21 protein-coding genes and 1 pseudogene are annotated in these 25754 nt (G+C 60.1%); 10 read left to right on the top strand and 12 right to left on the bottom strand.

The genetic code is table 11. From position 1 onward, the window contains the following. The first annotated feature begins 178 nt into the window (after nt 1-178). From PGR6_RS18510 to PGR6_RS29590, 5 genes are all read left to right on the top strand, one after another. Nucleotides 179-1741, top strand: a complete 1563-nt coding sequence (locus PGR6_RS18510) for an amino acid adenylation domain-containing protein (protein ID WP_064618861.1) — start codon at nt 179-181, stop codon at nt 1739-1741. Then, complete coding sequence (locus PGR6_RS18505; RefSeq protein ID WP_064618858.1) at nt 1738-3072, top strand: hypothetical protein; 1335 nt, start codon at nt 1738-1740, stop codon at nt 3070-3072. The genes PGR6_RS18510 and PGR6_RS18505 overlap by 4 nt, the downstream gene beginning before the upstream one ends. A 57-nt stretch (nt 3073-3129) precedes the next feature. Further along, a complete protein-coding gene (locus PGR6_RS18500; RefSeq protein ID WP_019648432.1) occupies nt 3130-3894 on the top strand; it encodes an enoyl-CoA hydratase-related protein in 765 nt (254 codons plus the stop codon). A 122-nt stretch (nt 3895-4016) separates the two neighbouring features. After that, nucleotides 4017-5108: a catalase family peroxidase gene (locus PGR6_RS18495; RefSeq protein WP_064618855.1), complete on the top strand. Its 1092-nt coding sequence runs from the start codon at nt 4017-4019 to the stop codon at nt 5106-5108. Continuing rightward, nucleotides 5105-5650, top strand: coding sequence for a cytochrome b (locus PGR6_RS29590; protein WP_082920883.1), 546 nt, complete (start codon nt 5105-5107; stop codon nt 5648-5650). The genes PGR6_RS18495 and PGR6_RS29590 overlap by 4 nt, the downstream gene beginning before the upstream one ends. On the opposite strand, the pseudogene PGR6_RS18485 reads toward PGR6_RS29590, so the two are convergent. After that, nucleotides 5543-6875, bottom strand: a pseudogene (locus PGR6_RS18485) (MFS transporter). The gene PGR6_RS29590 and the pseudogene PGR6_RS18485 sit on opposite strands and share 108 nt — an antisense overlap. Nucleotides 6876-6971: 96 nt before the next feature. Between PGR6_RS18485 and PGR6_RS18480 the strand changes: the two are divergent. Further along, nucleotides 6972-7418 (top strand): winged helix-turn-helix transcriptional regulator, encoded by a 447-nt coding sequence (locus tag PGR6_RS18480; RefSeq protein ID WP_026286359.1) that lies wholly within the window; start codon nt 6972-6974, stop codon nt 7416-7418. Nucleotides 7419-7480: 62 nt separating this feature from the next. Here PGR6_RS18480 and PGR6_RS18475 read toward each other — a convergent pair whose 3' ends face one another. Next, the gene (locus PGR6_RS18475) at nt 7481-8632 is read right to left on the bottom strand and encodes a M14 family metallopeptidase (RefSeq protein WP_018925455.1); all 1152 of its coding nucleotides are present in this window, start codon (nt 8630-8632) and stop codon (nt 7481-7483) included. Nucleotides 8633-9119: 487 nt separating this feature from the next. Then, a complete protein-coding gene (locus tag PGR6_RS18470; RefSeq protein WP_018925456.1) occupies nt 9120-9461 on the bottom strand; it encodes a DUF6124 family protein in 342 nt (113 codons plus the stop codon). A gap of 129 nt (nt 9462-9590) precedes the next feature. Here PGR6_RS18470 and PGR6_RS18465 point away from each other — a divergent pair, with 129 nt between their 5' ends. After that, nucleotides 9591-10256: a LexA family protein gene (locus tag PGR6_RS18465; RefSeq protein WP_018925457.1), complete on the top strand. Its 666-nt coding sequence runs from the start codon at nt 9591-9593 to the stop codon at nt 10254-10256. A 39-nt stretch (nt 10257-10295) separates the two neighbouring features. Here PGR6_RS18465 and PGR6_RS18460 read toward each other — a convergent pair whose 3' ends face one another. The 4 genes from PGR6_RS18460 to PGR6_RS18445 are packed head-to-tail and all read right to left on the bottom strand — an operon-like array spanning nt 10296 to nt 15863. Next, nucleotides 10296-12251 carry an acetyl/propionyl/methylcrotonyl-CoA carboxylase subunit alpha gene (locus PGR6_RS18460; RefSeq protein ID WP_064618849.1) on the bottom strand — a complete coding sequence of 652 codons (1956 nt, stop codon included), beginning with the start codon at nt 12249-12251 and terminating at the stop codon, nt 10296-10298. Beyond that, nucleotides 12251-13066 (bottom strand): gamma-carboxygeranoyl-CoA hydratase, encoded by an 816-nt coding sequence (locus tag PGR6_RS18455; protein WP_064618847.1) that lies wholly within the window; start codon nt 13064-13066, stop codon nt 12251-12253. The genes PGR6_RS18460 and PGR6_RS18455 overlap by 1 nt, the downstream gene beginning before the upstream one ends. A gap of 13 nt (nt 13067-13079) precedes the next feature. Continuing rightward, complete coding sequence (locus tag PGR6_RS18450; RefSeq protein WP_064618843.1) at nt 13080-14687, bottom strand: carboxyl transferase domain-containing protein; 1608 nt, start codon at nt 14685-14687, stop codon at nt 13080-13082. Nucleotides 14688-14699: 12 nt separating this feature from the next. Continuing rightward, complete coding sequence (locus tag PGR6_RS18445) at nt 14700-15863, bottom strand: isovaleryl-CoA dehydrogenase (RefSeq protein WP_007940933.1); 1164 nt, start codon at nt 15861-15863, stop codon at nt 14700-14702. 211 nt (nt 15864-16074) lie between these two features. Here PGR6_RS18445 and PGR6_RS18440 point away from each other — a divergent pair, with 211 nt between their 5' ends. After that, the gene (locus PGR6_RS18440) at nt 16075-17772 is read left to right on the top strand and encodes an AMP-binding protein (protein WP_064618841.1); all 1698 of its coding nucleotides are present in this window, start codon (nt 16075-16077) and stop codon (nt 17770-17772) included. Nucleotides 17773-18383: 611 nt separating this feature from the next. Here PGR6_RS18440 and PGR6_RS18435 read toward each other — a convergent pair. The 3 genes from PGR6_RS18435 to PGR6_RS18425 form a co-directional block, all read right to left on the bottom strand. After that, nucleotides 18384-19283, bottom strand: a complete 900-nt coding sequence (locus tag PGR6_RS18435) for a hydroxymethylglutaryl-CoA lyase (RefSeq protein ID WP_064618838.1) — start codon at nt 19281-19283, stop codon at nt 18384-18386. Nucleotides 19284-19412: 129 nt separating this feature from the next. After that, on the bottom strand, nt 19413-19811 hold the full coding sequence (locus tag PGR6_RS18430; protein WP_007904077.1) for a MerR family transcriptional regulator: 399 nt from the start codon (nt 19809-19811) through the stop codon (nt 19413-19415). A 205-nt stretch (nt 19812-20016) separates the two neighbouring features. Continuing rightward, nucleotides 20017-20946 (bottom strand): LysR family transcriptional regulator, encoded by a 930-nt coding sequence (locus PGR6_RS18425; RefSeq protein WP_018925462.1) that lies wholly within the window; start codon nt 20944-20946, stop codon nt 20017-20019. A gap of 188 nt (nt 20947-21134) precedes the next feature. Here PGR6_RS18425 and PGR6_RS18420 point away from each other — a divergent pair, with 188 nt between their 5' ends. Further along, on the top strand, nt 21135-22364 hold the full coding sequence (locus PGR6_RS18420) for an acyl-CoA dehydrogenase (protein WP_008014296.1): 1230 nt from the start codon (nt 21135-21137) through the stop codon (nt 22362-22364). A 170-nt stretch (nt 22365-22534) separates the two neighbouring features. Here PGR6_RS18420 and PGR6_RS18415 read toward each other — a convergent pair whose 3' ends face one another. Next, nucleotides 22535-23872, bottom strand: a complete 1338-nt coding sequence (locus PGR6_RS18415; protein ID WP_064618836.1) for a substrate-binding domain-containing protein — start codon at nt 23870-23872, stop codon at nt 22535-22537. Between the two features lie 112 nt (nt 23873-23984). Next, a complete protein-coding gene (xthA, locus tag PGR6_RS18410; RefSeq protein ID WP_018925465.1) occupies nt 23985-24797 on the bottom strand; it encodes an exodeoxyribonuclease III in 813 nt (270 codons plus the stop codon). A 244-nt stretch (nt 24798-25041) separates the two neighbouring features. On the opposite strand from xthA, the gene PGR6_RS18405 reads away from it, so the two are divergent. Next, nucleotides 25042-25692 carry a GNAT family N-acetyltransferase gene (locus PGR6_RS18405; protein ID WP_018925466.1) on the top strand — a complete coding sequence of 217 codons (651 nt, stop codon included), beginning with the start codon at nt 25042-25044 and terminating at the stop codon, nt 25690-25692. Nucleotides 25693-25754 lie beyond the last annotated feature (62 nt).

The raw sequence follows: 25754 nt of genomic DNA, 5'->3' as shown, positions 1-25754 counted from the left end.
GGGTTTGTAATCCATGTAATGGCATCGAACTTCGCGGCTCAACCCATGCAGCAAGCTCAGGCAGTCAGCCCAGCCTCTCACCAGGCTGCGCAGAACCACCCGTGCTTGAACGTAAATATTGAGCCTGAAGAGAATTTTTAACATGCAAGAGTGCAAAATTTCCCTTGAGTCGGCATCGATGTGTTCGCTGCTTCCGGACAACAACACCCATGACGTGTGGCCGCAGTTCGGTCGTGGGCCGACGGTTGAGCCTGAGTATCTTCTGATCCATCACGCCATCGAGGCGCAAGCCGCCGCCAGACCTCAGGACATTGCCGCCCATTGTGAGGGCGAAGCCATCACCTACGGTGAACTGAACCGGCAGGCCAACCGACTGGCCACGCTGTTGCGTCAGCAGGGCGTCGCCCCGGGCGATCACGTGGCCTTGTTTGTGGAGCGTTCGATCCCGATGCTGGCGGGAATGTTGGCCGCATTGAAAGTGGGTGCTGCCTACATCCCTCAGCACGTAGGGATTACTCCCACCGCGCAATTGCGCCACATCATGGACGTGGCCTCGACGCGGGTGGTGCTGACACTGTCGAGCCTCGAGTCGCGAATTCCCCTGACGTCGCAGCAACACTGCATTTGCCTCGATGAGTTCATGGCGGTTGCGTCAACACCCGCTGATGACCTGAATGTGGCCTGTTCGCTGTCATCGACCCCGGACCGGTTGTGTTTCGTGCTGTTTACCTCCGGCACCACCGGCCTGCCCAATGGGGTTCGGGTGACCCACCGCAATGTGTGCAATATATTGCTGACAGCCCCTGGCAATCTCGGCATGCGGCCTGGGCTCAAGGTCGGACAGATACTTAACATCGCCTTTGACATGGCGGCCTGGGAAATACTCGGGTGTCTGGCTCATGGTGCGACCTTGATGATCCGTGGCAAGGACATCGCCCAGACTGCTGAACAATGCGATGTGCTGATCGCTACACCTTCGATACTCGGCACACTCGATCCATTGCGTTGTCAGCAAGTCAAGGTCGTGGCCCTTGCCGGGGAGCCTTGCCCTCAGCCCCTGGCTGATCGCTGGTCCTCGTTCTGCACTTTTTACAATGCCTGCGGCCCGACCGAAACCACGATCGTCAACACCATGCAGCATTACAGGGGCGCAGGTGCATTGACGATCGGCAAACCCACGCCCAACAACACGGTGTACGTGCTGGATGAGGCGGGCCAGCTCTGTCAGGCGGGTGAGCAAGGTGAGATGTGGGCTGGCGGCGACTGTGTGACCGCCGGTTATTTGAGTAACCCGACGCTGACCGCCGAACGCTATCGGCCCGATCCGTTTCTGGGGCAGGGCCGGATGATGTTTCGCACACGTGATCTGGGGCGCTGGACAGTGAACGGCGAACTTGAACACCTGGGACGTGTCGATGATCAGGTCAAGGTCAGAGGGTTTCGGGTGGAGCTCGACTCTGTTTCTGCGGCTCTGGAGTCATCTGATCGCTGCGAGCGGGCGGTCACGTTGAAACTCGACAGTCGCCATCTGGTGGCCTTCGTCTATCCCGTTACCACGGACATCGATGATGCAAGACGGCGCTGTGAAGAGCGGCTTGCCTACTATTGCGTCCCTTCGCTGATCCTCGCCGTGGAGCACATTCCGCTGACCTCACGCGGCAAGGTCGACAAACGCTTGCTGCTGGAGTGGGCGATGACGCACCAGGCCGACGCGACGACCCGGCAAGGGGTGGGCGCATGAAGGGGGGGAATCCGGATACCGCGCTGCCGGTCAAGCGCGTGCTGTGGCGGCGATTGGGGACGTTGCCGATATTTTCGCATTACAACCGCCTCGTAGCGCTGGTGCTTGCATTCAATATCGCGGCACTGGCGCATGGGTTGACCGCCGGGCAGTGGTGGACATCCACGGGGATAGTCCTTGAGGCGCTGTCGGGATTGGTGGTGGCGAATCTGTCGCTGGCGATTTTGATTCGCCAGCAATACATCATCAATCTGCTGTTCTGGCTGGCAACCCGGGCGCCCACTTCCTGGCCGCTTGCGATACGCCGCTCACTGGCCAAGGTTTACCACTTTGGCGGCTTGCACAGTGGCGGGGCGCTGGCGGCGATTGGCTGGTTCGCGGTGTTGATCGGCTCCCTGGCCTGGCATTGGACTGAAAGCTTGGGCGGCGTTTCCCTGGCGCTGCTCGGGGTGAGCGCCGGGTTGCTGGGGATCTTGCTGCTGGTGGCCGTCATGGCTCACCCGCGGATTCGCGGGCGTTTTCACAACGGCTTCGAGCGAATGCACCGCTTTGGTGGGTGGACCGCACTTGCCCTGTTCTGGGTATGGAGCGTTCTGTTTACCCGGGACCAGAACCCGCAGGCCTCCGTGAGCGAGGCGCTGTCGACGTCGGTGGCATTCTGGATGCTGATTGTGCTGACGTTCAGCATCGCCTTGCCATGGTTTCGTCTGCGCAAAGTGCCGGTGCAACTGATCAGGCCTTCTTCTCATGCGGTAATAGCCCGTTTTGACCATGTCACGCCGTTTGCCGGCTCCTCCAACGCCATCAGTCTCAACCCGCTGATGGAGTGGCATTCCTTTGCCAATATTCCCGCACCGGGTGAAGCGGGTTTTCGCCTGATCATTTCCCGGGCAGGTGATTGGACCGGCGAGTTCATCGAGCAAATGCCGACGCATGTCTGGGTCAAAGGCATTACCACCGCTGGCGTGGCGCACATCGAAACCCTGTTCAAATCGGTGGTGTACATCGCCACGGGCAGCGGCATCGGCCCGGTGTTGCCCCATTTGTTGGCCAGGCAAGTACCGATACGGCTGGTCTGGTCGACCCGCAGCCCGCGAAAAACCTACGGTGACGAACTGGTGGAAGAGATCCTGCGGGCCAATCCTGATGCCTTGATCTGGGACACCGATGTGCTCGGCAAGCCAGACCTTGTGCAACTGGCTTATGACGCGGTTTGCTCGTTCGGTGCCGAGGCGGTGATCTGCATTTCGAACCAGACGCTCACCCAGCGAGTGGTTGAGGAAATGGAGGGGCGGGGCATTCCGGCGTATGGCGCAATCTGGGATTCCTGAAGTGTGCCAAGAGCGTTTTTTCATTCAAACATTTCACATCTATTTAATGAGATCACCATGCACACATTGATCGAACGTCATGATCGAGTCGTATTGATTCGTCTTAATCGGCCGCAGGCCAGGAATGCTTTGAGTTCGGCCCTGATGCGCGAACTGCTGGACACCTTGCAACGGCTGGACCGCGACCCCGGAGTCGGCTGTTTCGTGATCACCGGGACAGCGGATTTTTTTGCGGCGGGTGCCGACATCAAGGAGATGTACGGAAAATCTTACCTGGACATGGTCCATGAGGATTATTTCGCCGATTGGGAAGCCTTTGCCGCGTTGCGTACGCCCAAGCTGGCCGCTGTTGCCGGTTATGCATACGGTGGCGGCTGTGAGTTGGCCATGATGTGCGATCTGATCTTTGCTGCCGATAACGCTCGTTTTGGACAACCGGAAATCAGGTTGGGGGTGATGCCTGGAATGGGCGGGACCCAACGTCTCACGCGCCTGATCGGCAAGTCGAAGGCCATGGACATGATTTTGACCGGACGCTCGATGTCGGCCGAAGAGGCCGAGCGGGCAGGATTGGTGTCGCGGGTCATCGTTGCCAGCGATCTGCTGGAGCAATCCTTGGCCGCAGCGCAGATCATTGCCGGTTTCGCCAAAACCGCCACACTCGCTGCGCGAGAAGCAGTGGACCGGGCACTGGAGTCAGGATTGCGCGATGGCCTTCTTTTCGAGCGAAGAGTGTTTCATGGTTTGTTTGCCACGCAGGGGCAACAGGAAGGTATGCAGGCTTTTTTGCAGAAGCGTGAGCCGAGTTTTAACCCGGTTTGACCAACCTTGAGGATTCGTCGCTAGCGGTGCTTTGAAAGAAACTACAGTTCAGGGGGAATAATCCTACGTGACGTTCGTCTCATAGCTCTTTCCCCCTGTGGCCTATGGCCCCGGAGACTTTCATGGTTGATCGCTCATCTACAACAGGGCCGTCTCGGCCGCCCCTGAGCACCGCGAGCCTGACGTTGCGCCTGACCGGCATTGCCGTGGTGGTCGCCGCGCTGGCCGGGGCTTTTGCCTACGTCAACGGCACACTCGACCCACAGCGCCTGACGCCGAAAGCGTTGATCAATGTGCTGGAGAAAAACAACGGCGTGCACCCGGGGTTCCGTCGTAACCACGCCAAAGGGGTGTGCGTTATCGGGCATTTCGAGAGTAGCGGCCAGGTGCGCGAGTATTCCAGCGCCCAAGTGTTCAATGAAGCGCGGACCCCGGTGGTCGGGCGTTTCGCGCTGCCTGCCGGCAACCCTTACGCACCGGACAACAGCGTGCCGATCCGCAGCCTGGCGTTGCGCTTTACCCAGGCCAACGGTCAGCAGTGGCGCACCGGGATGAACAGCATGCCGGTGTTCCCGGTGGGCACGCCCGAGGCGTTCTATCAGCTGCAACAGGCGCAGTCACCGGACCCGGCCACCGGCAAACCGAATCCTGCGGCAGTGCCGGCGTTCTTCGGTTCTCACCCGGAAGCCGCGCCGTTTCTTGCCTGGATCAAGACTGCCAAACCTTCTGCCAGTTATGCGACCGAGACGTATAACAGCGTCAATGCGTTTTACCTGGTGAACGCAGCGGGGCAGCGGCAAGCGGTGCGTTGGAGCATGACCCCGGTTGCTCAGGATGCGGCGGGCGCGACGGCACCGGAGGGCGCTGACTTTCTGGAGAAGGATCTGGTTCAGCGTTTGTCCGCCGGACCGCTGCGTTGGCAGTTGAACATCACCCTGGCGAACCCTGGGGACCCGGTCAACGACGCGAGCAAGGCCTGGCCCGGCGACCGAAAAGTTGTGAACGCCGGCACTCTGGTGCTCGAAAGCACCCAGCCACAACTCAATGGCGAGTGCCGTGACATCAACTACGACCCACTGGTATTGCCCAGCGGTATCGAAGGCTCCGACGACCCGCTGCTCGCCGCTCGTTCAGCGGGCTATGCCAATTCCTATCTGCGTCGCACCAGCGAAGTGAATCAGTTGCCCAACGCCAAGCAGGAGGCTCATCAATGAGCGCTCAACCGAACCATTTCGCTCCCCTGGCGCGGCTGCTGCATTGGCTGATGGCGCTGATGATCATCGCGATGCTGTTCATCGGCGCCGGCATGGTGGCCTCGGTGTCCGAGCGTCACGAGTGGCTGATCCACCTGCACAAACCGTTGGGCATCGCCATTCTGCTGTTGGTGGTCGTGCGTCTGGCCGTGCGTTTTTCGACCCGGCAACCACCGCTGCCGGCGGACTTGCCGGGTTGGCAAGTGCTCGCGGCGAAGGCTTCGCATGTCTTGCTGTACGCCTTGATGCTGATTTTGCCGCTGCTGGGCTGGGCGATGATATCGGCGGCTGGCGATCCGGTGATGCTCAGCAGCTCGTTGCAACTGCCGTCGATCCTGCCGGCGAATACGCAGGTGTTTGCATTCCTGCGCAAGGCACATAGGTATCTGGCGTATCTATTGTTCCTGACCGTGCTGCTGCACCTGGCGGCGGCGTTGTTTCACGGTTGGGTGCGCCGCGATGAGGTGCTGGACAGCATGTTGCGGGGCAGGGACCGTGGATGAGTCGGGGGGACTGCCGATAACTGTGGCGAGGGGGCTTGCCACAGGTGTTGGGTGTTTTGGCGGCGAGCGTCAGCCACCAATAGATCAACGCTACGGCGCTGATGCCCGCACCCAGCCAGCACACCGCGATCCAGCCGCCCCAGGCATACATCGCCGTCGAACCGATAGAGCCCAAGGCGCTGCCGATCGAATAGAACAGCATGTAGCCGGCGGTGAGTCGGCTTTGCGCTTCGGGGCGCACGCTGTAGATCATGCTCTGGCTGGTGACATGGACGGCCTGCAAACCCAGATCCAGCGTAATCACCCCGAGCAGCAGCGCCCACAGCGAGGATTGAGTGAGGGCGATGGGCAGCCATGAGGCGAGCATCAGCAACAACGACAGTCCGCTGGTCCATTGACCCAGGCCACGATCGGCCAGATGCCCGGCGCGAGCAGCGGCCAGTGCGCCGGCAGCCCCGGCCAGCCCGAACAGTCCGATTTCGGTGTGGGACAGTGAAAGCGGCGGGGCGCTCAACGGCAATACCAAAGGGGTCCACAGCACCATGGCACTGGCGAACGTCAGCAGGGCAAGGATGGCCCGTTGACGCAACACGGGTTCTTCCTTGAACAACGTGAAGACTGAGCCGATCAACGCGCCGTAAGCGCTATCCGGTCGCGCGTCTTCGTGCCTGGGCAGCACACGAAACAACAGCAGCGCCATCACCAGGGTCAACCCGGCGGACAGCAGATAAATCGAACGCCAACCAGCCAGGTCGGCCATGCCGCCGGCCACCGTTCGTGCCAATAGAATGCCGACGACAATGCCGCTGGTGATCACGCCTACCACACGTCCATGTTGCGCCGGGATGGCCAGCGTCGCGGCGTAGGCCACCAGGACTTGCGTAACGACCGCCAGTAACCCGGTCAGCGCCATGCCGAGCAACAGCCAGGTGCTGCTCGGGGCTAACGCAATCATCAACAAGGCCAGTGCCGACAGCAGGGTTTGCAAGACGATCAATCGGCGGCGGTTGAGCAGATCCCCCAGAGGGACCAGCAACAACAGGCCCACGCCATAACCGATCTGAGTGAGGGTGATGATGATACCGATGGTTGCCGGGTCCATGGCGAAGGCTTCGGCCATGGCATCGAGCAATGGTTGTGCGTAATACACATTGCCGACGGCCAGGCCGCAGGCGACGGCAAACAGCAGCACCACGGCGCCGCTTAACGGGTGGTCAGGTTTCATCACAGGCTTCCTTGTGTGGTTGCAATATAAAACCAGTTGTACGGTAAGGATTCTGGTTTTATATTGCAACCACATTGGTTGCCGGCGGACGCGGTCATGGTTAAACGTACAAGCATGGAAGGCGCCGAATGCCCGGTCGCTCGTTCACTGGATGCGATTGGGGATTGGTGGTCGCTATTGATCGTGCGCGATGCGTTCGATGGCCTGCGACGCTTCGGTGAGTTCCAGCGCAATCTCGGCATGGCCAAGAACATTCTTTCGGCACGCCTGCGCACATTGGTGGCCCACGGGATTTTCGATCTGGTGCCGGCGTCGGATGGCAGCGCGTATCAGGAATATGTGCTGACGGAGAAGGGCCAGGGCTTGTTCCCGTTAATCATCGGGTTGCGGCAGTGGGGCGAGGCGTTTTTCTATGAGGCGGGGGAGGCGCATTCGCAGGTTGTCGATCGTGAGAACGGTCGACCGGTGCGGCCGCTGGAATTGCGCGCCGAGGATGGGCGGCTGTTGGGGCCCCAGGATTGTGTGCGGATCCCGGCTGAGTAAAACATCAAAAAATCGCAGCCTTGCAGGAGCTGCGAAGGCTGCGATCTTTTGTCCAAGGGTGATCAGCGCAAGGTATCGACCATGTCGGCAATGGTCGTCAGCACATCCTTGCCCAACTGCTTCGAACGCTTACCAGACCAGCCGGTCAGCGCATTCGGCGCGTCGTTGTTGTCCTTGAAGGGCATTTCAATGGTAAAGGACAGGCAGTCGAACTTCTGACCGACGCTGTTGCAGGCCAGGGTCATGTTGGCTTTGCCCGGTTCGTCGCGGGTGTAGCCGTGTTTGGTCTGAAAGTCCTTGGTCAGGTGCTTCAGATGGCTGCGGAAGCGCTCTTCGAGTTTTTCGATCCGCGGTGTATAGCCGGGGTTGCCTTCGCAACCGGCGGTGAACACGTAGGGAATTTCTTCATCGCCATGGATGTCGAGGAACAGGTCGACGCCGTATTTTTCCATTTGCTGCTGAACGAACAGCACTTCCGGGCTGATTTCCTGGCTGGCGTTCTGCCAGGCGCGATTCAGGTCCTGGCCCATGGCATTGGTGCGCAAATGACCGTGGAAGGCGCCGTCCGGGTTCATGTTCGGCACCAGGTACAGGTCGGCGCTGGCCAGGAGCTTATTCAGCACCGGGTCGTCATGTTTTTCCAGGCGTTCGATCACGCCTTCCATGAACCATTCGGCCATGTGTTCGCCGGGGTGTTGCTGGGCAATGATCCAGACCTTGCGCTGGCCTTCGCCGCCAGTTCCTTTGCGCAACAACTGGATGTCACGACCTTCAACGCTCTTGCCGGTGGCCAACAGTTCGGTGCCGGCCTTGGTCAGTGCCTGTTCGATCAGCCAGTCGTGACGGCCACGGCTGTAGGGTTCGAAGTAGGCGAACCAGGCATGGGTGGCAGTGGCTTCAAGGCTGAAACGCAGGCAGTCGCCTTCGAAGATGGTCGGCACCCGGAACCAGTTGACGTGGTCGTAGGACGCCACCGCCTGATAACCATCCCAGGCCTTGTTGTATGAGGATTTGCTGGCGTTGTTCAGACGAAACCAATGCTCCTGACCCACATGCAGGCCGCTGGCCTTGAAATGGAACCACTGGAAATGCTGGCTGCGAGTGTCTGGCCTGATGGCCAGCAATGCTTGCAGAGGATTGCTGATGTCCAGCACATCAATGTTGCCGCTGTCGAAGTTAGCGCTGATGTCGAAAGAAGATTTAGCCCCGGCCATAATCATTTCCTGAATACGATTTTTATGGCTGCTACTTTACACGCAAGAGGGGGAGAAACCGGGGGGAAATTACGGGGGGGTAAAAGGGGGGGCGTCCTCCTTGACGCCGATGCAGCTTAGAGACTGCGCAATTGATTCTCAAGTGCTATTTTTCGTTAGTTTGGCCCAGTGCTGCCGGGCTTCTCTTGGCAGTAGATATTCTTTTGATATCATCCGCGCCAATCGAATTTTGCAGCACCTACAGACTTCATTAGCCTGAAGCCAAAGCCAGCCTGACTGGCAAAAAAAAGACCCGGCAAAAAGCCGGGTCAAAAACCGTGATTAGCCTGATGAGGAGATAGTCCAGGAGTCCGACCTAAGGTCTCTTGGCCTATCGACTGATCTCGCGACCAGTTGATGCAATAATAATCATTATCATTTGCAAGTCAAATGTTTCTACCTGCGCGATTGGAAAAATTTTCCTGTCCTCCTCCAATGCGCTCCCGCCTCAATTGTTCTGATTGCCCTCCAGGGCCCGTTCGACCATCGCCTTGGCCATGTCGATCATGTGCACCGTCGAAAACGCCAGATCCCGGCTTGCGCCCTGCAGTTGGTTGGCTGACTCATGCGCGGTGGCAACGGCGCACCGCAGCAGATCCGAAGCATGGACCAGCGCCTCTTCGCTGCTGATGTTACGGTTCACATCAAAGAAACGTTCTTCGCTGGCTACTTCTGACACAGCTGGTTTCAAGTAATAGTCCAGTGCGCGCTGCGCCGCGGCAGAGCCTTTTGGCGAGGTGAGGCTGGTGTCGATTTGCATATCGGGCAAGGTATTGCTGGGGATGGTCATGACGATGGCGAGCTCCGTGAGAAATTCAAATCCGTGAGCCCAGCTTAGTACTTACTGTATTTGTGTCTTCAGTTTTAATACTACAATTTGTGTTTTGATGGTCGGAGTACCCCACGTATCGTGCCGCACATGGATAAATGGATTGAATTGGTCAAGGCCAAAATGAGTGAACTCAAAGTCACTCAGGAAATACTCGCCGAGCGCATCGGGATGTCCCAGGGTGGCGTCGGCCACTGGCTCAATAAACGTCGTCAGCCCGGCATCGCAGAGATGAATCGTGTCTTGCGGGCGCTCGGCATGGACTATCTGGAAGTGGCGATGGTGATCAGGGAGCCGCTGCCCTCAGAGGATGAGGAGATCTCCCTGGCGCAAAAGTACAACCCGTACTTTCGCTACCCGGTCAGTGACTGGCGGGAAACCGGGGAGGTGCGCGACGGCGAGCTATCGACCTACGGTACTTCGCTGGCTGTCAGCAAGCCACGTTTCGAGCTGTCCGATTACCACGCACAGGGCGCGGCGTTCTGGCTGGTGGTGGTCGGCGACGCGATGACCGCCCCTACGGGAGCGAGCATTGCCGAGGGCATGCTGATTCTGGTCGACCCGGCGATCGTGCCGGAGCCTGGCAAACTGGTGATCGCCCAATGGCCCGGCAGCGCCGAGGCGGTCTTTCGCAAACTGATCGAAGAGGGCGGGCAGCGTTACCTGGTCCCGCTCAATCCGACGTATCCGAAAGCCCTTTACACCGAGGAATGCCGAATCATCGGCGTGGTGGTTCAGGCGACTGCCAAATTCTAATCGGATCGGTCCTCGCAACGCGTAGGACCGATCTTCATTTCACGCTTGCTCCAACTCCACCAACGCACTGCCTTCGCTGACCATTTCGCCTTCCTGGCAATACAACGCCTTGATTACCCCGGTGTGGGGCGCGCGAATGCTGTGCTCCATCTTCATCGCTTCCAGCACCACCAGTTGCGCCCCGGCTTCGACCGTTTGCCCGGCCTCCACCAACACCCGCACGATGCTGCCGTTCATGGGCGCGGTAAGCCCGCCTTGATGGCTGTGACTGGCTTCGACGGCGCCGATCGGGTCATACGACTCGATGCGGCGCAGCTCGCCGTCCCATTGCAGATACAGCGCATCGCCACGGCGGATGGCCCGGTGCTGGCGGCGCAAACCGCTGTGCTCGGTCAGCAGGTATTCACCCTTGAGCCGTGCGGTATGCGCGGCGGCATCGCCCAGGGTCAGCGCCCGGTCTTGCCCTTCGCAACTCAAATGCAGGGTGATTTCTGTCGGCAACCCGGCACGGAAACCATTGTTGAAGGCCCACGGCGAACTCGGATCATCGGCGCGCAAAACAGCCGGCTGACTTTGCGCAAACGCCTGGGCCGCCGCTTGCCAGAACTCATCACTGAGCGGCGAAGGTGCTGGCAGCAGTTGCTCCTGATAACGCGGAATGAACCCGGTATCCAGTTCGGCGGCGGCAAACGCCGGGTGGCCGATGATCCGGTGCAGGAAGTTGATGTTGGTCTTCAGCCCGCCAATGGCAAACTCCTCGAGCATGCTCAGCAATCGCAGCCGCGCCTGTTCACGGTCTTCGCCCCAGGCAATCAGCTTGCCAAGCATCGGGTCGTAGAACGGCGAAATCTCGTCGCCTTCTTCGACGCCACTGTCCACACGACGCCCCGGCCCTTCGGCGGATTCGCGGTACAACGCCAGGCGCCCGGTGGCCGGCAGAAAATCGTTGCCCGGGTCTTCGGCGTACAACCGCACTTCGATCGCATGGCCGATCAGCGGCACCTGATCCTGTGTCATCGGCAGCGCTTCGCCGCGGGCTACACGAATTTGCCAGGCCACCAGGTCGAGGCCGGTAATGGCCTCGGTCACCGGGTGTTCGACTTGCAGGCGCGTGTTCATTTCCATGAAGAAGAACTCACCGCGCGCATCCAGCAAAAACTCCACGGTGCCGGCGCCCACATAGCCGATCGCTTGAGCCGAGCGTACGGCGGCTTCGCCCATGGCCCGACGCAATTGCGGGGTCAGGCCTGGAGCGGGTGCTTCTTCGACGACTTTCTGATGACGACGCTGAATCGAGCAGTCACGCTCGTTGAGGTACAGACAATTGCCATGCTGGTCGGCGAACACCTGGATTTCCACGTGACGTGGCTTGAGCAGGTATTTCTCGACCAACATCCGCGAATCGCCGAACGACGATTGTGCTTCACGCTGCGCCGAGGCCAGGGCTTCGGCCAGTTGGCTGACGTCCTCGACCACTTTCATGCCCTTACCGCCGCCGCCCGCCGTGGCCTTGAGCAACACCGGATAACCGATGCGTTCGCAGGCATCGCGGAAGGTGTCGAGGTCTTGGGCTTCGCCGTGATAGCCGGGCACCAGCGGCACACCGGCGGTTTCCATCAAGGCTTTGGCCGCAGACTTGCTGCCCATGGCGTCGATGGCCGAGGCGGGCGGGCCGAGGAAAATCAGGCCCGCCGCCTCGATCGCCCGGGCGAACCCGGCGTTTTCCGAGAGAAAACCATAACCGGGATGAATTGCCTGAGCACCGCTGGCTTTCGCGGCGGCGATCAGTTTGTCGATTTGCAGGTAACTGTCGGCGGCTTTGCTGCCGCCCAGGTCGACGCGGATATCCGCTTCGCGGCTGTGCCGGGCGTCACGGTCGGTGGCGCTGTGCACGGCCACAGTGGTCAGGCCCAGAGCCTTGGCGGTGCGCATCACCCGGCAGGCGATTTCGCCACGGTTGGCCACCAGCAGGGTGGTGAGAACAGGTGCGCTCATCAACGCGGCTCCTTGAGGGTGATTTCGGCTTGCCAGGTGGGCGAACGTTTTTGCAGGAAGGCGCGCAGGCCTTCCTGGCCTTCCGGGCTGACGCGAATTCGGGCGATGGCATTCTCGGTGTAGCGGCGCAGCGCCGGAGTCAGCGCGCCGTTGCCGACTTCACGCAGCAGATCCTTGCTGGCGCGCATGGCTGCCGGGCTGTTGAGCAGTAGATTGTCGATCCAGTGATCGACTTTCTGCTCCAGCTCAGCCATCGGATAGCTCTCTGACAACAGGCCGATTTCCCGAGCCCGTTGCCCGCCGAAACGTTCGGCAGTCAAGGCATAACGCCGCGCCGCGCGTTCGCCGATGGCTTGCACCACGAACGGGCTGATGACCGCTGGCGCCAGGCCGATGCGCACTTCCGACAGGCAGAACTGCGCGTCGTCGGCGCCAATCGCCATGTCGCAGCAACTGATCAGGCCCAGCGCGCCGCCAAACGCCGCGCCCTGCACCACGGCCAGCGTCGGGACTTTCAGTTTGGCGAGGTTGTACATCAACTCCGCCAGTTCCCGGGCGTCATCAAGGTTGGTGTGGTAATCGAGTTCGGCCGATTGCTGCATCCAGGCCAGATCGGCACCGGCGCTGAAATGCTTGCCGCGCCCACGGATCAGCAGAAAACGCAGGCTGGCATCGCTCGACACTTTATCCAGCGCGAGGATCAGTTCGCGGATCATTTCGGCGTTGAACGCGTTGTTCTTTTCTTCTCGGCTGAGCCACAGGGTGGCAAAACCACGGGGATCGGTCTGCAGCTCAAGGGTATTGAAGTCGCTCATGGTTTTCTCCAGATCACATCCGGAACACGCCGAAGCGGCTCGGTTCGATGGGTGCGTTCAGCGACGCCGACAAGGCCAGGGCCAACACGTCGCGGGTCTGCGCCGGGTCAATGACGCCGTCGTCCCACAGCCGGGCGCTGGAGTAGTAGGGGTGCCCCTGTTCTTCGTACTGATCGAGGATCGGTTGCTTGATCTCGGCTTCCTGCTCGGCGCTGAAACGATGCCCGCTGCGCTCGGTTTGCTCGCGCTTGACCTGCACCAGCACACCCGCCGCCTGTTCGGCGCCCATCACGCCGATTCGCGCGTTCGGCCACATCCACAGGAAGCGTGGATCGTAGGCCCGGCCACACATGCCGTAGTTACCGGCGCCGAAGCTGCCGCCGATGATCACGGTGAATTTCGGCACCTTGGCACAAGCCACGGCGGTCACCAATTTCGCGCCGTGCTTGGCGATGCCGCCGGCCTCGTATTTCTGGCCGACCATGAACCCGGTGATGTTCTGCAGGAACAGCAACGGAATGCCGCGCTGGCAGGCCAGTTCGATGAAATGCGCGCCTTTCTGTGCGGCCTCGGCGAAGAGGATGCCGTTGTTGGCGAGGATCGCGATCGGGTAGCCGTGCAGGTGGGCGAAGCCGCACACCAAAGTCGTCCCGAACAGCGCCTTGAACTCATCGAACGCCGAGCCGTCCACCAGTCGTGAGATCACTTCGCGCACATCGAACGGTTGCTTGGCGTCGGCCGAGACCACGCCGTACAACTCGTCGCTGCTATACAGCGGCGCGATCGGCGTACGTTGTTGCAGTTCGCCGAGCTTGCGCCAGTTGAGGTTGGCCACGCTGCGCCGGGCCAATGCCAGGGCATGTTCATCGCTTTCGGCGTAGTGGTCGGCGACCCCGGAAATCTTGCAGTGCACATCGGCCCCGCCGAGGTCTTCGGCGCTGACCACTTCACCGGTCGCGGCTTTCACCAGCGGTGGGCCAGCGAGGAAGATGGTGGCCTGCTGACGAACCATGATCGCCTCGTCGGCCATCGCCGGAACGTAGGCGCCCCCGGCGGTGCAAGAGCCCATGACCACCGCAATTTGCGGAATGCCCATGGCGCTCATGTTGGCCTGGTTGAAGAAGATCCGCCCGAAGTGTTCGCGGTCCGGGAACACTTCATCCTGGCGCGGCAGGTTGGCTCCACCGGAGTCCACCAGATAAATGCACGGCAGGCGATTCTGCTGGGCGATGGTCTGTGCGCGTAGGTGTTTTTTAACGGTCAGCGGGTAGTACGAGCCACCTTTCACGGTGGCATCGTTGGCGACGATCATGCATTCGACGCCTTCCACCCGGCCGATCCCGGCAATCACGCCAGCGGCGGGAACGTCTTCGCCGTACACCGCGTAGGCCGCCAGTTGGCTGATCTCGAGAAACGGCGAACCCGGATCGAGCAGGCGATTGATCCGCTCACGGGGCAGCAGTTTGCCCCGCGAGGTGTGACGTTCTTGCGCCTTCGGGCCACCACCTTGCTGCACTTGCGCGAGCAGGCTGTGCAGGGCGTCGACCTGTTTGAGCATCGCCGCGCTGTTAGCCGCGAACTCCGCCGAACGGGGGTTGAGCTGGGTATGCAGGATAGCCATGGACAGCTCCGTTTAGCGGGTTTCGTTGAACAGTTCGCGACCGATCAGCATGCGACGGATCTCACTGGTGCCGGCGCCGATTTCATACAGCTTGGCGTCACGCAGCAGACGACCGGCCGGGAATTCGTTGATGTAGCCGTTACCGCCGAGAATCTGGATCGCGTCGAGGGCCATTTGCGTGGCGCGCTCGGCACTGTAGAGGATCACCCCGGCAGCGTCCTTGCGAGTGGTTTCGCCACGTTCGCAGGCCTGCGCCACGGCATACAGGTAAGCGCGGCTGGCATTGAGTTGGGTGTACATGTCGGCGACTTTGCCCTGGATCAGCTGGAATTCGCCGATGCTCTGGCCGAACTGTTTGCGGTCATGGATGTACGGCACGATCAGGTCCATGCAGGCCTGCATGATCCCGGTCGGGCCACCGGAAAGCACCACGCGCTCGTAGTCGAGGCCGCTCATCAGCACTTTCACGCCGCCATTGAGTACGCCGAGGATGTTTTCTTCCGGCACTTCGACGTCATCGAAGAACAGCTCGCAGGTGTTCGAGCCACGCATGCCGAGCTTGTCGAATTTGTTGCTGCGGCTGAAACCTTTCCAGTCGCGCTCGACGATGAACGCGGTGATGCCATGCGGGCCTTTTTCCAGGTCGGTCTTGGCGTAGATCACGTAGGTGTTGGCGTCAGGACCGTTGGTGATCCAGGTCTTGCTGCCGTTGAGTACGTAGTGATCGCCGCGTTTGTCGGCGCGCAGCTTCATCGAGACCACGTCGGAACCGGCGTTCGGCTCGCTCATGGCCAGGGCACCGATGTGTTCGCCGCTGATCAGTTTCGGCAGGTATTTGCTTTTCTGTTCGTGAGTGCCGTTGCGGTTGATCTGGTTGACGCAGAGGTTGGAGTGCGCGCCGTAGGACAGGGCGACCGAGGCCGAACCGCGGCTGATTTCTTCCATGGCGACCACGTGCGCCAGGTAACCCAGGCCCGCGCCGCCGTACTCTTCCGGCACGGTGATGCCCAGCAGGCCCATGTCGCCGAATTTGCGCCACAGGTCAGCCGGGAACAGGTTGTCGATGTCGATCTGAGCGGCGCGCGGGGCGATCTCTTTGGCGACGAAGGACTGAACCTGATCGCGCAGCATGTCGATGGTTTCACCGAGGGCAAAGTTCAGGGATGGGTAGCTCATGGGGCACCTTTTGGCTTTTTTGTAGGGTGGGGAGGGCAGTGATTCAGCTCTCACCTTTACGTTAACGTAAGCCTGTGACGAATGGCTGTCAATCACCCTTTACGTTAACGTCAACTTGAGCGAGAGTAGAGCCAGTTCTGAAAGACCTGCGTCGCCTTATGTGGCTTGCCACACAAGCCTCGCTCCTACAATAAAGACAATAGGGGTCGTCATGGATCAACCCAGTGCAAGCCCGCAGCGCAGCTATACCCGTGGTTCCCAGGACAAAGCCTTGCTGGCGATGACCATCGGCCAGGCGTTTGATAACACCGTCGCGCAATACCCGAACGGGGAGGCGCTGGTCGTGCGCCACCAACAGCTGCGTTACACCTGGCAGCAGCTGTCGGATGCTGTTGATCTGCACGCCAGAGCATTCCTGGCGCTGGGTTTGCAAACCGGTGACCGGCTCGGTATCTGGGCCCCGAACTGCGCCCAGTGGTGCATCAGCCAGTTCGCCAGTGCGAAAATCGGCGTGATCCTGGTCAACATCAACCCGGCTTATCGCAGTTCGGAACTCGAATACGTATTGAAGCAATCCGGCTGCCAATGGCTGGTTTGCGCCGGGGCCTTCAAGACCTCCGACTATCACGGCATGCTGCAAGGGTTGGTGCCGGAATTGGCGGAGCAATCCATCGGCCGCTTGCAGAGCGAACGCCTGCCGGAACTGCGTGGGGTCATCAGCCTGGATGCGCAGCCACCCTCGGGTTTCCTGCCGTGGTCGCAATTGGCCGATCTGGCAGCCAGTGTGTCGATCGAGCCATTGCACGAACGCCAGGACAGCCTGCATTTCGACCAGGCGGTGAACATCCAGTACACCTCCGGCACCACCGGTTTCCCCAAGGGCGCGACCCTCAGCCACTACAACATTCTCAACAACGGTTACATGGTCGGCGAAAGCCTCGGCCTGACTGCCCGTGATCGGCTGGTGATTCCGGTGCCGCTGTATCACTGCTTCGGCATGGTCATGGGCAACCTCGGCTGCGTCACCCACGGCAGCACCATGATTTACCCCAACGATGCCTTCGATCCGCTGTTGACCCTGACCACCGTCGCCGAAGAAAAAGCCACCGCGCTTTATGGCGTGCCGACCATGTTCATCGCCATGCTCGATCAGCCCAAGCGCGCCGAATTTGATTTGTCGAGCCTGCGCACCGGGATCATGGCCGGGGCGACGTGTCCGATCGAGGTGATGCGTCGGGTTATCGGCGAAATGCACATGAGCGAAGTGCAGATTGCCTACGGCATGACGGAAACCAGCCCCGTGTCTTTGCAGACCGGTCCGTCGGACGACCTGGAATTGCGCGTCACCACGGTCGGCCGCACCCAGCCGCAACTGGAAAGCAAGATCATCGACGAGGCGGGCAATCTGGTGCCACGCGGCACCATTGGCGAGCTGTGCACTCGGGGTTACAGCGTGATGCTCGGCTACTGGAAGAACCCGCAAGCCACCGCCGAGGCTATCGATGACGCTGGCTGGATGCACACCGGCGATCTGGCGAGCATGAACGACGAAGGCCACGTGTGCATCGCCGGGCGTAACAAGGACATGATCATTCGCGGCGGTGAGAATATTTACCCGCGCGAACTTGAAGAGTTCTTCTTCACCCACCCGGCGGTTGCCGATGTGCAGGTGATCGGCATTCCTTGCTCCCGGTATGGCGAAGAGATTGTCGCCTGGATCAAATTCCATCCCGGCCACAGCGCTACCGAGCAGGAACTGCAAGCCTGGTGCAAGGAGCGTATCGCGCACTTCAAGACGCCGCGTTACTTCAAGTTCGTCGAGGAGTTTCCGATGACCGTGACCGGCAAGATCCAGAAGTTTCGGATGCGCGAGATCAGCATCGAGGAGCTGCGCAGCAAAAACGCCTGACACATAACCAGTGTGGGGGCGAGCCTGCTTCCACATGTGGGTCGAGAAAAATAGAAAGACAAGAAAGCACAAAGGGGAGCCGAAGCTCCCCTTTAATTTTGTCGTTACGTGCTCTTTTTTTATTATTGAGGGGCGGTCTGTTGTTGTTTTTGGCAACCGTGGCCCTTTACCGCTGTTTTTGTCGATCCCCATCCGGGATCAAGAGCAAACGTATTTTTTTGAGCGCTGATCTACTTTTTCGCCAAGCGATCCAACCAGTTCGGGAGCTACCTGAAGGTAGTTTTATTGTTCTCTGCCCGGTTGCGGGTTACTCCGAAAAGCACCCTGAAAAGCACACCTTCTCCAAAAAAATCTGTTAGCTGCGTCTCTGCCGTGTTGTTCTTGTTATGTCAGAGTCGTTACGTCTTATTTTTATTGGTTTGCAGCTTTTTATTCTTGTTATGCCATAGAGATAGCAGAAGCCATGCCAACTTTGAAAAGTCCTTTAAAATCAATGATTTGATTTTTTGTGAGATTTTTCACCCGTACCAAACCTGACAATTTGTTTCCGTGTTACTCGTTTCCGCCCCACGTGCCAGAACACGCGGTAACACCCGGACACATCCACACTGTCACTGTGCGCTGCGAGCCTTGGCCACGCGAGAACCGGTAGGGCGCCCCAGCACCGCGCAAATCTGCTGGCCGGCGCGAATCAAGGCGTCCAGGTCGATCCCGGTCTCGATGCCCAGGCCGTTGAGCAGGTAAACCACGTCTTCGGTGGCGACGTTACCGCTGGCGCCCTTGGCGTACGGGCAGCCGCCAAGGCCGGCAATGGAGCTGTCGAATACCGAAATGCCTTCCAGCAGGCTGGCGTAGATATTGGCCATGGCCTGGCCATAGGTGTCGTGGAAGTGCCCGGCCAGTTTTTTCCGTGGCACGTCGGCCGAAACCACTTCAAACATCTTGCGGGTCGCGCCAGCGGTGCCGGTGCCGATGGTGTCTCCCAGCGAAACCTCGTAGCAGCCCATCGCATAGAGCTCGCGAGCGACCCGGGCGACTTGTGCAGGCTTGACATCACCCTCATAAGGGCAGCCCAGCACACAGGACACGTAACCGCGCACGCTGACGCCGTGTTGTTTGGCGGCGTCCATGATCGGCACGAAGCGCTCCAGGCTCTCGCTGATCGAGCAATTGATATTACGCTGGGAGAACGCTTCGGACGCTGCGGCGAACACTGCGACTTCCTTGACCCCGGCGGCGATAGCGTCTTCAAAGCCCCGCAGGTTGGGGGCGAGGGCGCCATAGGTCACCCCTGGTTTGCGCTGGATCTGCGCGAAGACCTCGGCGGAACCGGCCATTTGCGGCACCCATTTGGGCGAGACGAAACTGCCGACTTCTATATAGCCGAGGCCAGCGGCGGTGAGCGCATCGACCAGTTGCACCTTGTCCGCGACGCTGATGGGTTGGGCTTCGTTTTGCAGACCGTCGCGGGGGCCGACTTCGACCAGGCGTACGTGGGTGGGGAGGGACATGGGAATCGACCTGTTGAGATTGTATGAATGTTCACAGAGCCCTGTAGGAGCTGAGCTTGCTCGCGAAAGCGTCAGGTCAGTCGACATCCATGTTGAAGGACATACCGCTTTCGCGAGCAAGCTCAGCTCCTACACGAGCTGCTGGCTCTTGATCGTTTGCTCCAGCGCCTGGGTGCAGCGCTCCTCGGCTGTGTCGAGTTCCAGCTTCATCTGTTCGATGTCCAGCAGTTGCTGCTCGAGTTGTTCCCGACGCTCGGCAATTTTCGCCAGCATGCTGTGCAATTGCTTGGTGTTACCGCTGGAGGGGTCATAGAGCTCGATCAGCTCGCGGCATTCGGCCAGGGAAAAACCAATGCGCTTGCCCCGCAGGATCAGCTTCAGACTGACCTTGTCACGGGGCGAATAAATGCGTTCCTGACCGCGACGCTCGGGGCTGAGCAGGCCTTGCTCTTCATAGAAGCGAATGGCCCGGGTGGTGATGTCGAGCTCGCGGGCGAGGTCGGAAATGCTATAGGTCTGGCTGCTCATGGAAGCGCTCGAAAAAGGTCATGGCGCTAAGCTAATGTCAGGTTGACGTTTACGTCAAGGGGCATGAATTGTCTGTGTAGTGACGGGCCTCTTCGCGGGCAAGCCTCGCTCCTACAGGTTTGGTGTCGATCATTTAATCGTGGTTCGACGCTAACCTTGTAGGAGCGAGGCTTGCCCGCGAAGAACGATGACGCGGATTAACGTCCTACACCGTATCCAGCTTCTTCTCGTGCGCCGTGACCTGCTGGCACAACTCGATCATCTGCTCGCGCATCCAGCGGTTGGCCGGGTCCTGGTCGGTGCTTTCGTGCCAGTAGAGGTGGGTTTCCACCGGCGGAACTTCTTTGACCGGCAGGTTCACCGAGTACAAATCATGGCGACGGGCGAAGCGTTCAGGCACGGTCATGACCATGTCGGTCTGCTGTAACACCTGGGACGCCATCAGGTAATGCTGGGAGCGCAGGGCGATCTTGCGCTGGATGCCCATTTTGCCCAGGGCCAGGTCGACATAGCCCAGGCCGCTGCGGCGGCTGGAGATATGGATGTGGGTCAGGGACAGGTAATCGTCGAGGGTGAATTTCTCTTTGCCCGCCAGCGGATGGCCCTTGCGCATGGCGCACACATAACGGTCTTCCATCAACTTGACGTGGCGCACCTGCGGGTCGGTGTTGAGCGGCGCATCCACCGCGAAATCCAGGCGCCCGGCCGCCAGTTCCTTGGTGGTTTCGCGGCGTTTGGACAGGAAACTTTCGATGATCACCGTCGGCGCCAGGCGGCGCAGGCGCTGGAACAATGGTGGGAGGATCACCGCTTCGGTGAGGTCGGTCATGCTGATGCGGTAGGTCTTGACCGCCTGCAACGGGTTGAAGATGCGGCTTTCCTGCACCGACACCCGCAGCAGGGAGAGGGCGTTACGCACGGGGCCGATGATGTTCTGCGCCATCGGTGTGGGCACCATGCCCTGGGCGGTGCGCACGAAAAGCGGGTCGTTGAAGGTTTCGCGCAGGCGGGCCAGAGCGTTCGACACCGCCGGTTGAGTAATGCCGACGATCTGCCCGGCGCGGGTCAGGTTGGCTTCGGTGTAGATCGCGTCGAAGACGATGAAAAGGTTGAGGTCGACCTTGCTCAGATTCATGCGCTGCACTCTTGTTATCAGGGGCGTCTTGATCGGACCCGAGGGCCTTGGCAATCAGCCGATCATATATCGGTGATGAATGTTAATACACGCCGAGAATAGGTTAGGTAAATTTTCGTAGCTGTTCTAGCATCGATTGCATGACCTGAACAACTCCTCTGAACCCCTGATTAAAAGGTAGAGCTGCCATGGATTTCGCTTATTCGCCCAAGGTCCAGGAACTGCGTGAGCGCGTGACTGCGTTCATGGACACCTACGTTTATCCCGCCGAAGCGGTGTTCGAACGCCAGGTCGCCGAGGGCGATCGCTGGCAGCCGACGGCGATCATGGAAGAACTCAAACTCAAGGCCAAGGCCGAAGGCCTGTGGAATTTGTTTCTGCCTGAGTCTGAACTGGGTGCCGGCCTGACCAACCTCGAATACGCGCCATTGGCGGAAATCATGGGTCGCTCATTGCTGGGCCCTGAGCCGTTCAACTGCTCGGCGCCCGACACCGGCAACATGGAAGTGCTGGTGCGTTACGCCAACGAAGAGCAGAAGCAACGCTGGCTCGAACCGCTGTTGCGCGGCGAGATCCGCTCGGCGTTCGCCATGACCGAGCCGGACGTGGCCTCGTCCGACGCCACCAACATGGCTGCCCGTGCCGTGCGTGATGGCGATGAGTGGGTGATCAACGGCAAGAAATGGTGGACTTCAGGGGCCTGCGATCCGCGCTGCAAGATCCTGATCTTCATGGGCCTGAGCAATCCGGATGCACCACGCCACGCTCAGCACTCGATGATTCTGGTGCCGGTGGATACGCCGGGCGTGAAGATTGTGCGTCCGCTGCCGGTGTTCGGTTACGACGACGCGCCTCACGGCCACGCCGAAGTGCTATTCGAGAACGTCCGGGTGCCGTACGAAAACGTCCTGTTGGGCGAAGGACGCGGCTTCGAAATCGCCCAGGGTCGCCTCGGCCCGGGCCGGATTCACCACTGCATGCGTTCGATCGGCATGGCTGAACGTGCGCTGGAGCTGATGTGCAAACGGGCGGTCAACCGCACCGCGTTTGGCAAACCCTTGGCGCGTCTGGGCGGCAACATCGACAAAATCGCCGACTCGCGGATGGAGATCGACATGGCGCGACTGCTGACGTTGAAAGCGGCGTACATGATGGACACCGTCGGCAACAAAGTGGCGAAGAGCGAGATCGCGCAGATCAAAGTGGTTGCACCGAACGTGGCGTTGCGGGTGATCGACCGGGCGATCCAGATCCATGGCGGGGCAGGGGTGTCCAACGATTTCCCGCTGGCCTACATGTATGCCATGCAACGCACCCTGCGCCTGGCCGACGGCCCGGACGAAGTGCACCGCGCGGCGATTGGCAAGTTCGAGATCGGCAAGTACGTGCCTAAGGAAATGATGCGCAGCGGGCACTGAGACCTGTGGCGAGGGGGCTTGCCCCCGTTCGGCTGCGCAGCAGTCGTAAATTGTACACCGCGTCTTTCCAGGAAAAATGCGGTGGCCGGTTTGAGGCCCGCTTCGCGGTCCAACGGGGGCAAGCCCCCTCGCCACAGTAGGCCCCCAAGCCACAATGTTTGGTGCTTACTTCAATACACCCAAACCTCAACCCGCCGATTCTTGATCCGCCCTTCATCCCCGCTGTTGGCCGCCACCGGCATCTCGGCGCCAAAACCGCGAATCTCGCGAAACACCACGCCGCTTTTCACCAGTTCTCGCCGCACCGCCATGGCCCGCAGTTTCGACAGCAGGTCGGCCCGCGCGGGGTCGCTCTTGGCATCGCCAAACCCTACCAGCGTCACCTGCCGATTGGCTTTGTCGTGCTGCCTTATATAGTCGAGCACCCGCGACAGGTCCTGGCGGGCCTTGTTGTCCAGCGTCGCGCTGCCTTCTTCGAAACGAAAATTCACCGTCAGCCGCTGGGCATGCCGACTGAGTGCCTGATAACCCTCGGGCATCAGCGCATTCGGTGTGACGGCCATGGCCTGAACGGTTTGCGCGATAAAACCATTGGCCGCAACAATCGCCTGGCCATTGCTGCTCTGGGCGAACTTCACCAGCGCCTTGGCCCAGGGATTTTTCCCGTTCGGCGGCAGGTAAAAGAACAGCCGACGGGACAGCGGGTAATCTTCCGTCGTGATCAGGCTATTGAGCGGCAGCATGGCCTGGGAGTCGCCATCGACAATGGCCACGGCCTTGGCCTGGCGCACATAAGGCAAACCGATGAAGCCGATGGCTTGCGGGTCCAGACTCACCGCGTCGGACAATTGCTCACTGGATTCGAAGCGTTTCGCGTTGCCGCTCAGCATTTTCCCACGCGGGCTGAGGACCAACTCCTTGAACGTGTCGTAGGTGCCCGATTGGTCATCCCGCGCGTAGAGATGAATCGTCCCACCGGTGCCGCCGAGCTCTTCCCAGGTTTTCGTTTCGCCGCTGAAAATTCGCGCCAGTTGCTCGGTGTTGAGCTGCTTCAGCGGATTGTGCGGATGAAGGATGATGGCCAGCCCGTCGATGGCGATGACTTGTTCGGCAACCGGGCTTTTCAGGTCGCCCAGCGGTTCGAGATCCAGTCGTTCGCTGTCCTTGATCGGCCGTGACGAGGCCGCAAGATCGGCGGAGGCGATTTTCAGGGCTTTGAATCCGGTGCTGGAACCGTGGGCCGCGACTTCCACCTCCACTCGGCGGCCCTGAGCGGTTTCTCCGACGATGCGTTGTTCGTTGGCTTTGTCCGGGGCTTCGCGGTGCACCTTGAGCAGGCCCTGTTCATGCATCAACCCCTCGACCAGCGCCGGCCCCAACGCCGCGCCAATGGTGTTGGAACCCTGGATGCGCAGCACCGGGCCGCGTTCGGGCGTCGGCAGATCGCCGGCCGATACTGTCAACGGCAGCACGGCGCCGAGCAGCAGGAACAACACGCGCAGGGACATGCCGGCACCTTAATAAGCCAAAGAAAGTGCCGGGAGAATAAGTCAGTAAGGTTTCTGAACGATGACAGTGATTATTCCCACGCGGAGCGTGGGAACGATCAGCAAAACGTTATCAGCTCAACTCAAGCCAGATCGGCGCGTGATCGGAAGGCTTTTCCATTGCGCGCAGTTCGTAATCCACGCCTGCGTCCTTGACCCGAGGCAACAACCCGTTGGACGCCATGATCAGGTCAATCCGCAGCCCACGCTTGGGCTCATCTTCAAAACCGCGGCTGCGGTAGTCGAACCAGCTGAAACGGTCGGCAACCTCCGGGTTCAGGTGACGGAAACTGTCCACCAGACCCCAGTTCTTCAGGCGTGCCATCCATTCGCGTTCTTCGGGCAGGAAGCTGCATTTGCCGGTTTTCAGCCAGCGTTTCATGTTATCCGGGCCAATGCCGATGTCGCAGTCTTCCGGGGAAATGTTCACATCGCCCATCACTACGATCGGCTGGTCGTTGCTGAACTGGCTTTCCAGCAATTGCTGCAAATCGCTGTAGAAACGTTCCTTGGCCGGGAACTTGGTGGGGTGATCGCGGCTTTCGCCCTGTGGGAAATAGCCGTTCATGATGGTCACCGGCACGCCATTGGCGTCGGCGAACGTGCCCCAGATAAAGCGCCGTTGAGCGTCTTCTTCATCAGTGGCGAAACCTTTGTGCAGCGCAATCGGCTCCTGGCGCGAGAGCAGGGCCACGCCGTAGTGACTCTTCTGGCCGTGGAAATACACGTGATACCCCAGCGCCTGCACCTCGGCCAGGGGAAACTGGTCGTCGTGGACCTTGGTTTCCTGCAACCCGATCACGTCCGGCTGATGCTTTTCGATCAGCGCCGCCAGCTGATGCGGGCGAGCGCGCAGCCCGTTGATGTTGAAGGAGACGATCTTCATGGTCGGCAGTCCTGGCAAAAGTGCGATGCTAGCTGACATGTAGGAATGGGGCCAGCTTTGGGGTGAGGGGATTCATTGTGTCCTGTCAGAGATGTGTTGGCAGATCCGGCCTCTTCGCGGGCAAGTCCGGTCGATGAAGCTCCTCGCTTGGTCTATACCTGTCTGGGGAACTGTGAAGCCACCCCAAGGCTCGTACCAAGAAGAGCGCAGCCATCTGAGCTGTGCCCCAGGGAGATCCGCCGTTATGCCCGAAACCTCGACCGCCATCGCCGATATTCACATGCTCGACAGCGGCTATTCCCGCGAAGCGCGTTCCCTGTTGTACCAGGCGTACCGGCACGAGCCGACGTTCGGCTACCTGTTCGAAGCCGAACGCCCCGGTTATGAACAGCGAGTCCGGGCGACGGTGCGCGAACTGATCAAACAGCACTTTCTGCAGGATTTGCCGGCCATCGGCCTGCTGGTGAATGACCGCTTGATCGGCATCGCCCTGATCGCGCCGCCGCAACGCCGCCTGGGCATCACCGAAAGCTGGGCCTGGCGCCTGCGGATGGTGCTCAGCACCGGGTTTCGCTGTACCCGACGCTACCTCGATTACCACGCCGCCGTGATGGCGTGCGTGCCGTCCGACTCGGTGCACGTCCTGCCATTGCTGGGGGTTCACCCGCAATTCCAGGGCAAGCACTTTGGCGAACAGTTGCTGCAAGCGGTGCACAACTGGTGCGCGGTCGATGAGCACTCCCAAGGCGTGATCCTCGACACTGGGAATCCTCGCTATCTGGAGTTCTATAAGCGTCAGGGCTATGAGGAAATCGGCGAAGTGGCCGTAGGGCCGATTCGTGAGCACGTGTTTTTCCACGCCAACCCGCAGGTGTTACAAACAGCAACAGCGTAATCGCCGAACTTTTGGGACAAGTCCGGCTCTATCAGGCTCCCAAGCTCGTGATAGCATCCGCG

This window comes from Pseudomonas sp. GR 6-02 (genome assembly GCF_001655615.1).
Taxonomy (GTDB): Bacteria; Pseudomonadota; Gammaproteobacteria; order Pseudomonadales; family Pseudomonadaceae; genus Aquipseudomonas.
This window is presented reverse-complemented; position numbering and strand designations above follow the sequence as displayed.

Bases quoted from the DNA above. Each gene is read 5' to 3' on its own strand.
- PGR6_RS18510 (WP_064618861.1), top strand. From the start codon at position 179: ATGTGTTCGCTGCTTCCGGACAACAACACCCATGACGTGTGGCCGCAG.
- PGR6_RS18505 (WP_064618858.1), top strand. From the start codon at position 1,738: ATGAAGGGGGGGAATCCGGATACCGCGCTGCCGGTCAAGCGCGTGCTG.
- PGR6_RS18500 (WP_019648432.1), top strand. From the start codon at position 3,130: ATGCACACATTGATCGAACGTCATGATCGAGTCGTATTGATTCGTCTT.
- PGR6_RS18495 (WP_064618855.1), top strand. From the start codon at position 4,017: ATGGTTGATCGCTCATCTACAACAGGGCCGTCTCGGCCGCCCCTGAGC.
- PGR6_RS29590 (WP_082920883.1), top strand. From the start codon at position 5,105: ATGAGCGCTCAACCGAACCATTTCGCTCCCCTGGCGCGGCTGCTGCAT.
- PGR6_RS18480 (WP_026286359.1), top strand. From the start codon at position 6,972: ATGGTTAAACGTACAAGCATGGAAGGCGCCGAATGCCCGGTCGCTCGT.
- PGR6_RS18475 (WP_018925455.1), bottom strand. From the start codon at position 8,632: ATGGCCGGGGCTAAATCTTCTTTCGACATCAGCGCTAACTTCGACAGC.
- PGR6_RS18470 (WP_018925456.1), bottom strand. From the start codon at position 9,461: ATGACCATCCCCAGCAATACCTTGCCCGATATGCAAATCGACACCAGC.
- PGR6_RS18465 (WP_018925457.1), top strand. From the start codon at position 9,591: ATGGATAAATGGATTGAATTGGTCAAGGCCAAAATGAGTGAACTCAAA.
- PGR6_RS18460 (WP_064618849.1), bottom strand. From the start codon at position 12,251: ATGAGCGCACCTGTTCTCACCACCCTGCTGGTGGCCAACCGTGGCGAA.
- PGR6_RS18455 (WP_064618847.1), bottom strand. From the start codon at position 13,066: ATGAGCGACTTCAATACCCTTGAGCTGCAGACCGATCCCCGTGGTTTT.
- PGR6_RS18450 (WP_064618843.1), bottom strand. From the start codon at position 14,687: ATGGCTATCCTGCATACCCAGCTCAACCCCCGTTCGGCGGAGTTCGCG.
- PGR6_RS18445 (WP_007940933.1), bottom strand. From the start codon at position 15,863: ATGAGCTACCCATCCCTGAACTTTGCCCTCGGTGAAACCATCGACATG.
- PGR6_RS18440 (WP_064618841.1), top strand. From the start codon at position 16,075: ATGGATCAACCCAGTGCAAGCCCGCAGCGCAGCTATACCCGTGGTTCC.
- PGR6_RS18435 (WP_064618838.1), bottom strand. From the start codon at position 19,283: ATGTCCCTCCCCACCCACGTACGCCTGGTCGAAGTCGGCCCCCGCGAC.
- PGR6_RS18430 (WP_007904077.1), bottom strand. From the start codon at position 19,811: ATGAGCAGCCAGACCTATAGCATTTCCGACCTCGCCCGCGAGCTCGAC.
- PGR6_RS18425 (WP_018925462.1), bottom strand. From the start codon at position 20,946: ATGAATCTGAGCAAGGTCGACCTCAACCTTTTCATCGTCTTCGACGCG.
- PGR6_RS18420 (WP_008014296.1), top strand. From the start codon at position 21,135: ATGGATTTCGCTTATTCGCCCAAGGTCCAGGAACTGCGTGAGCGCGTG.
- PGR6_RS18415 (WP_064618836.1), bottom strand. From the start codon at position 23,872: ATGTCCCTGCGCGTGTTGTTCCTGCTGCTCGGCGCCGTGCTGCCGTTG.
- xthA (WP_018925465.1), bottom strand. From the start codon at position 24,797: ATGAAGATCGTCTCCTTCAACATCAACGGGCTGCGCGCTCGCCCGCAT.
- PGR6_RS18405 (WP_018925466.1), top strand. From the start codon at position 25,042: ATGCCCGAAACCTCGACCGCCATCGCCGATATTCACATGCTCGACAGC.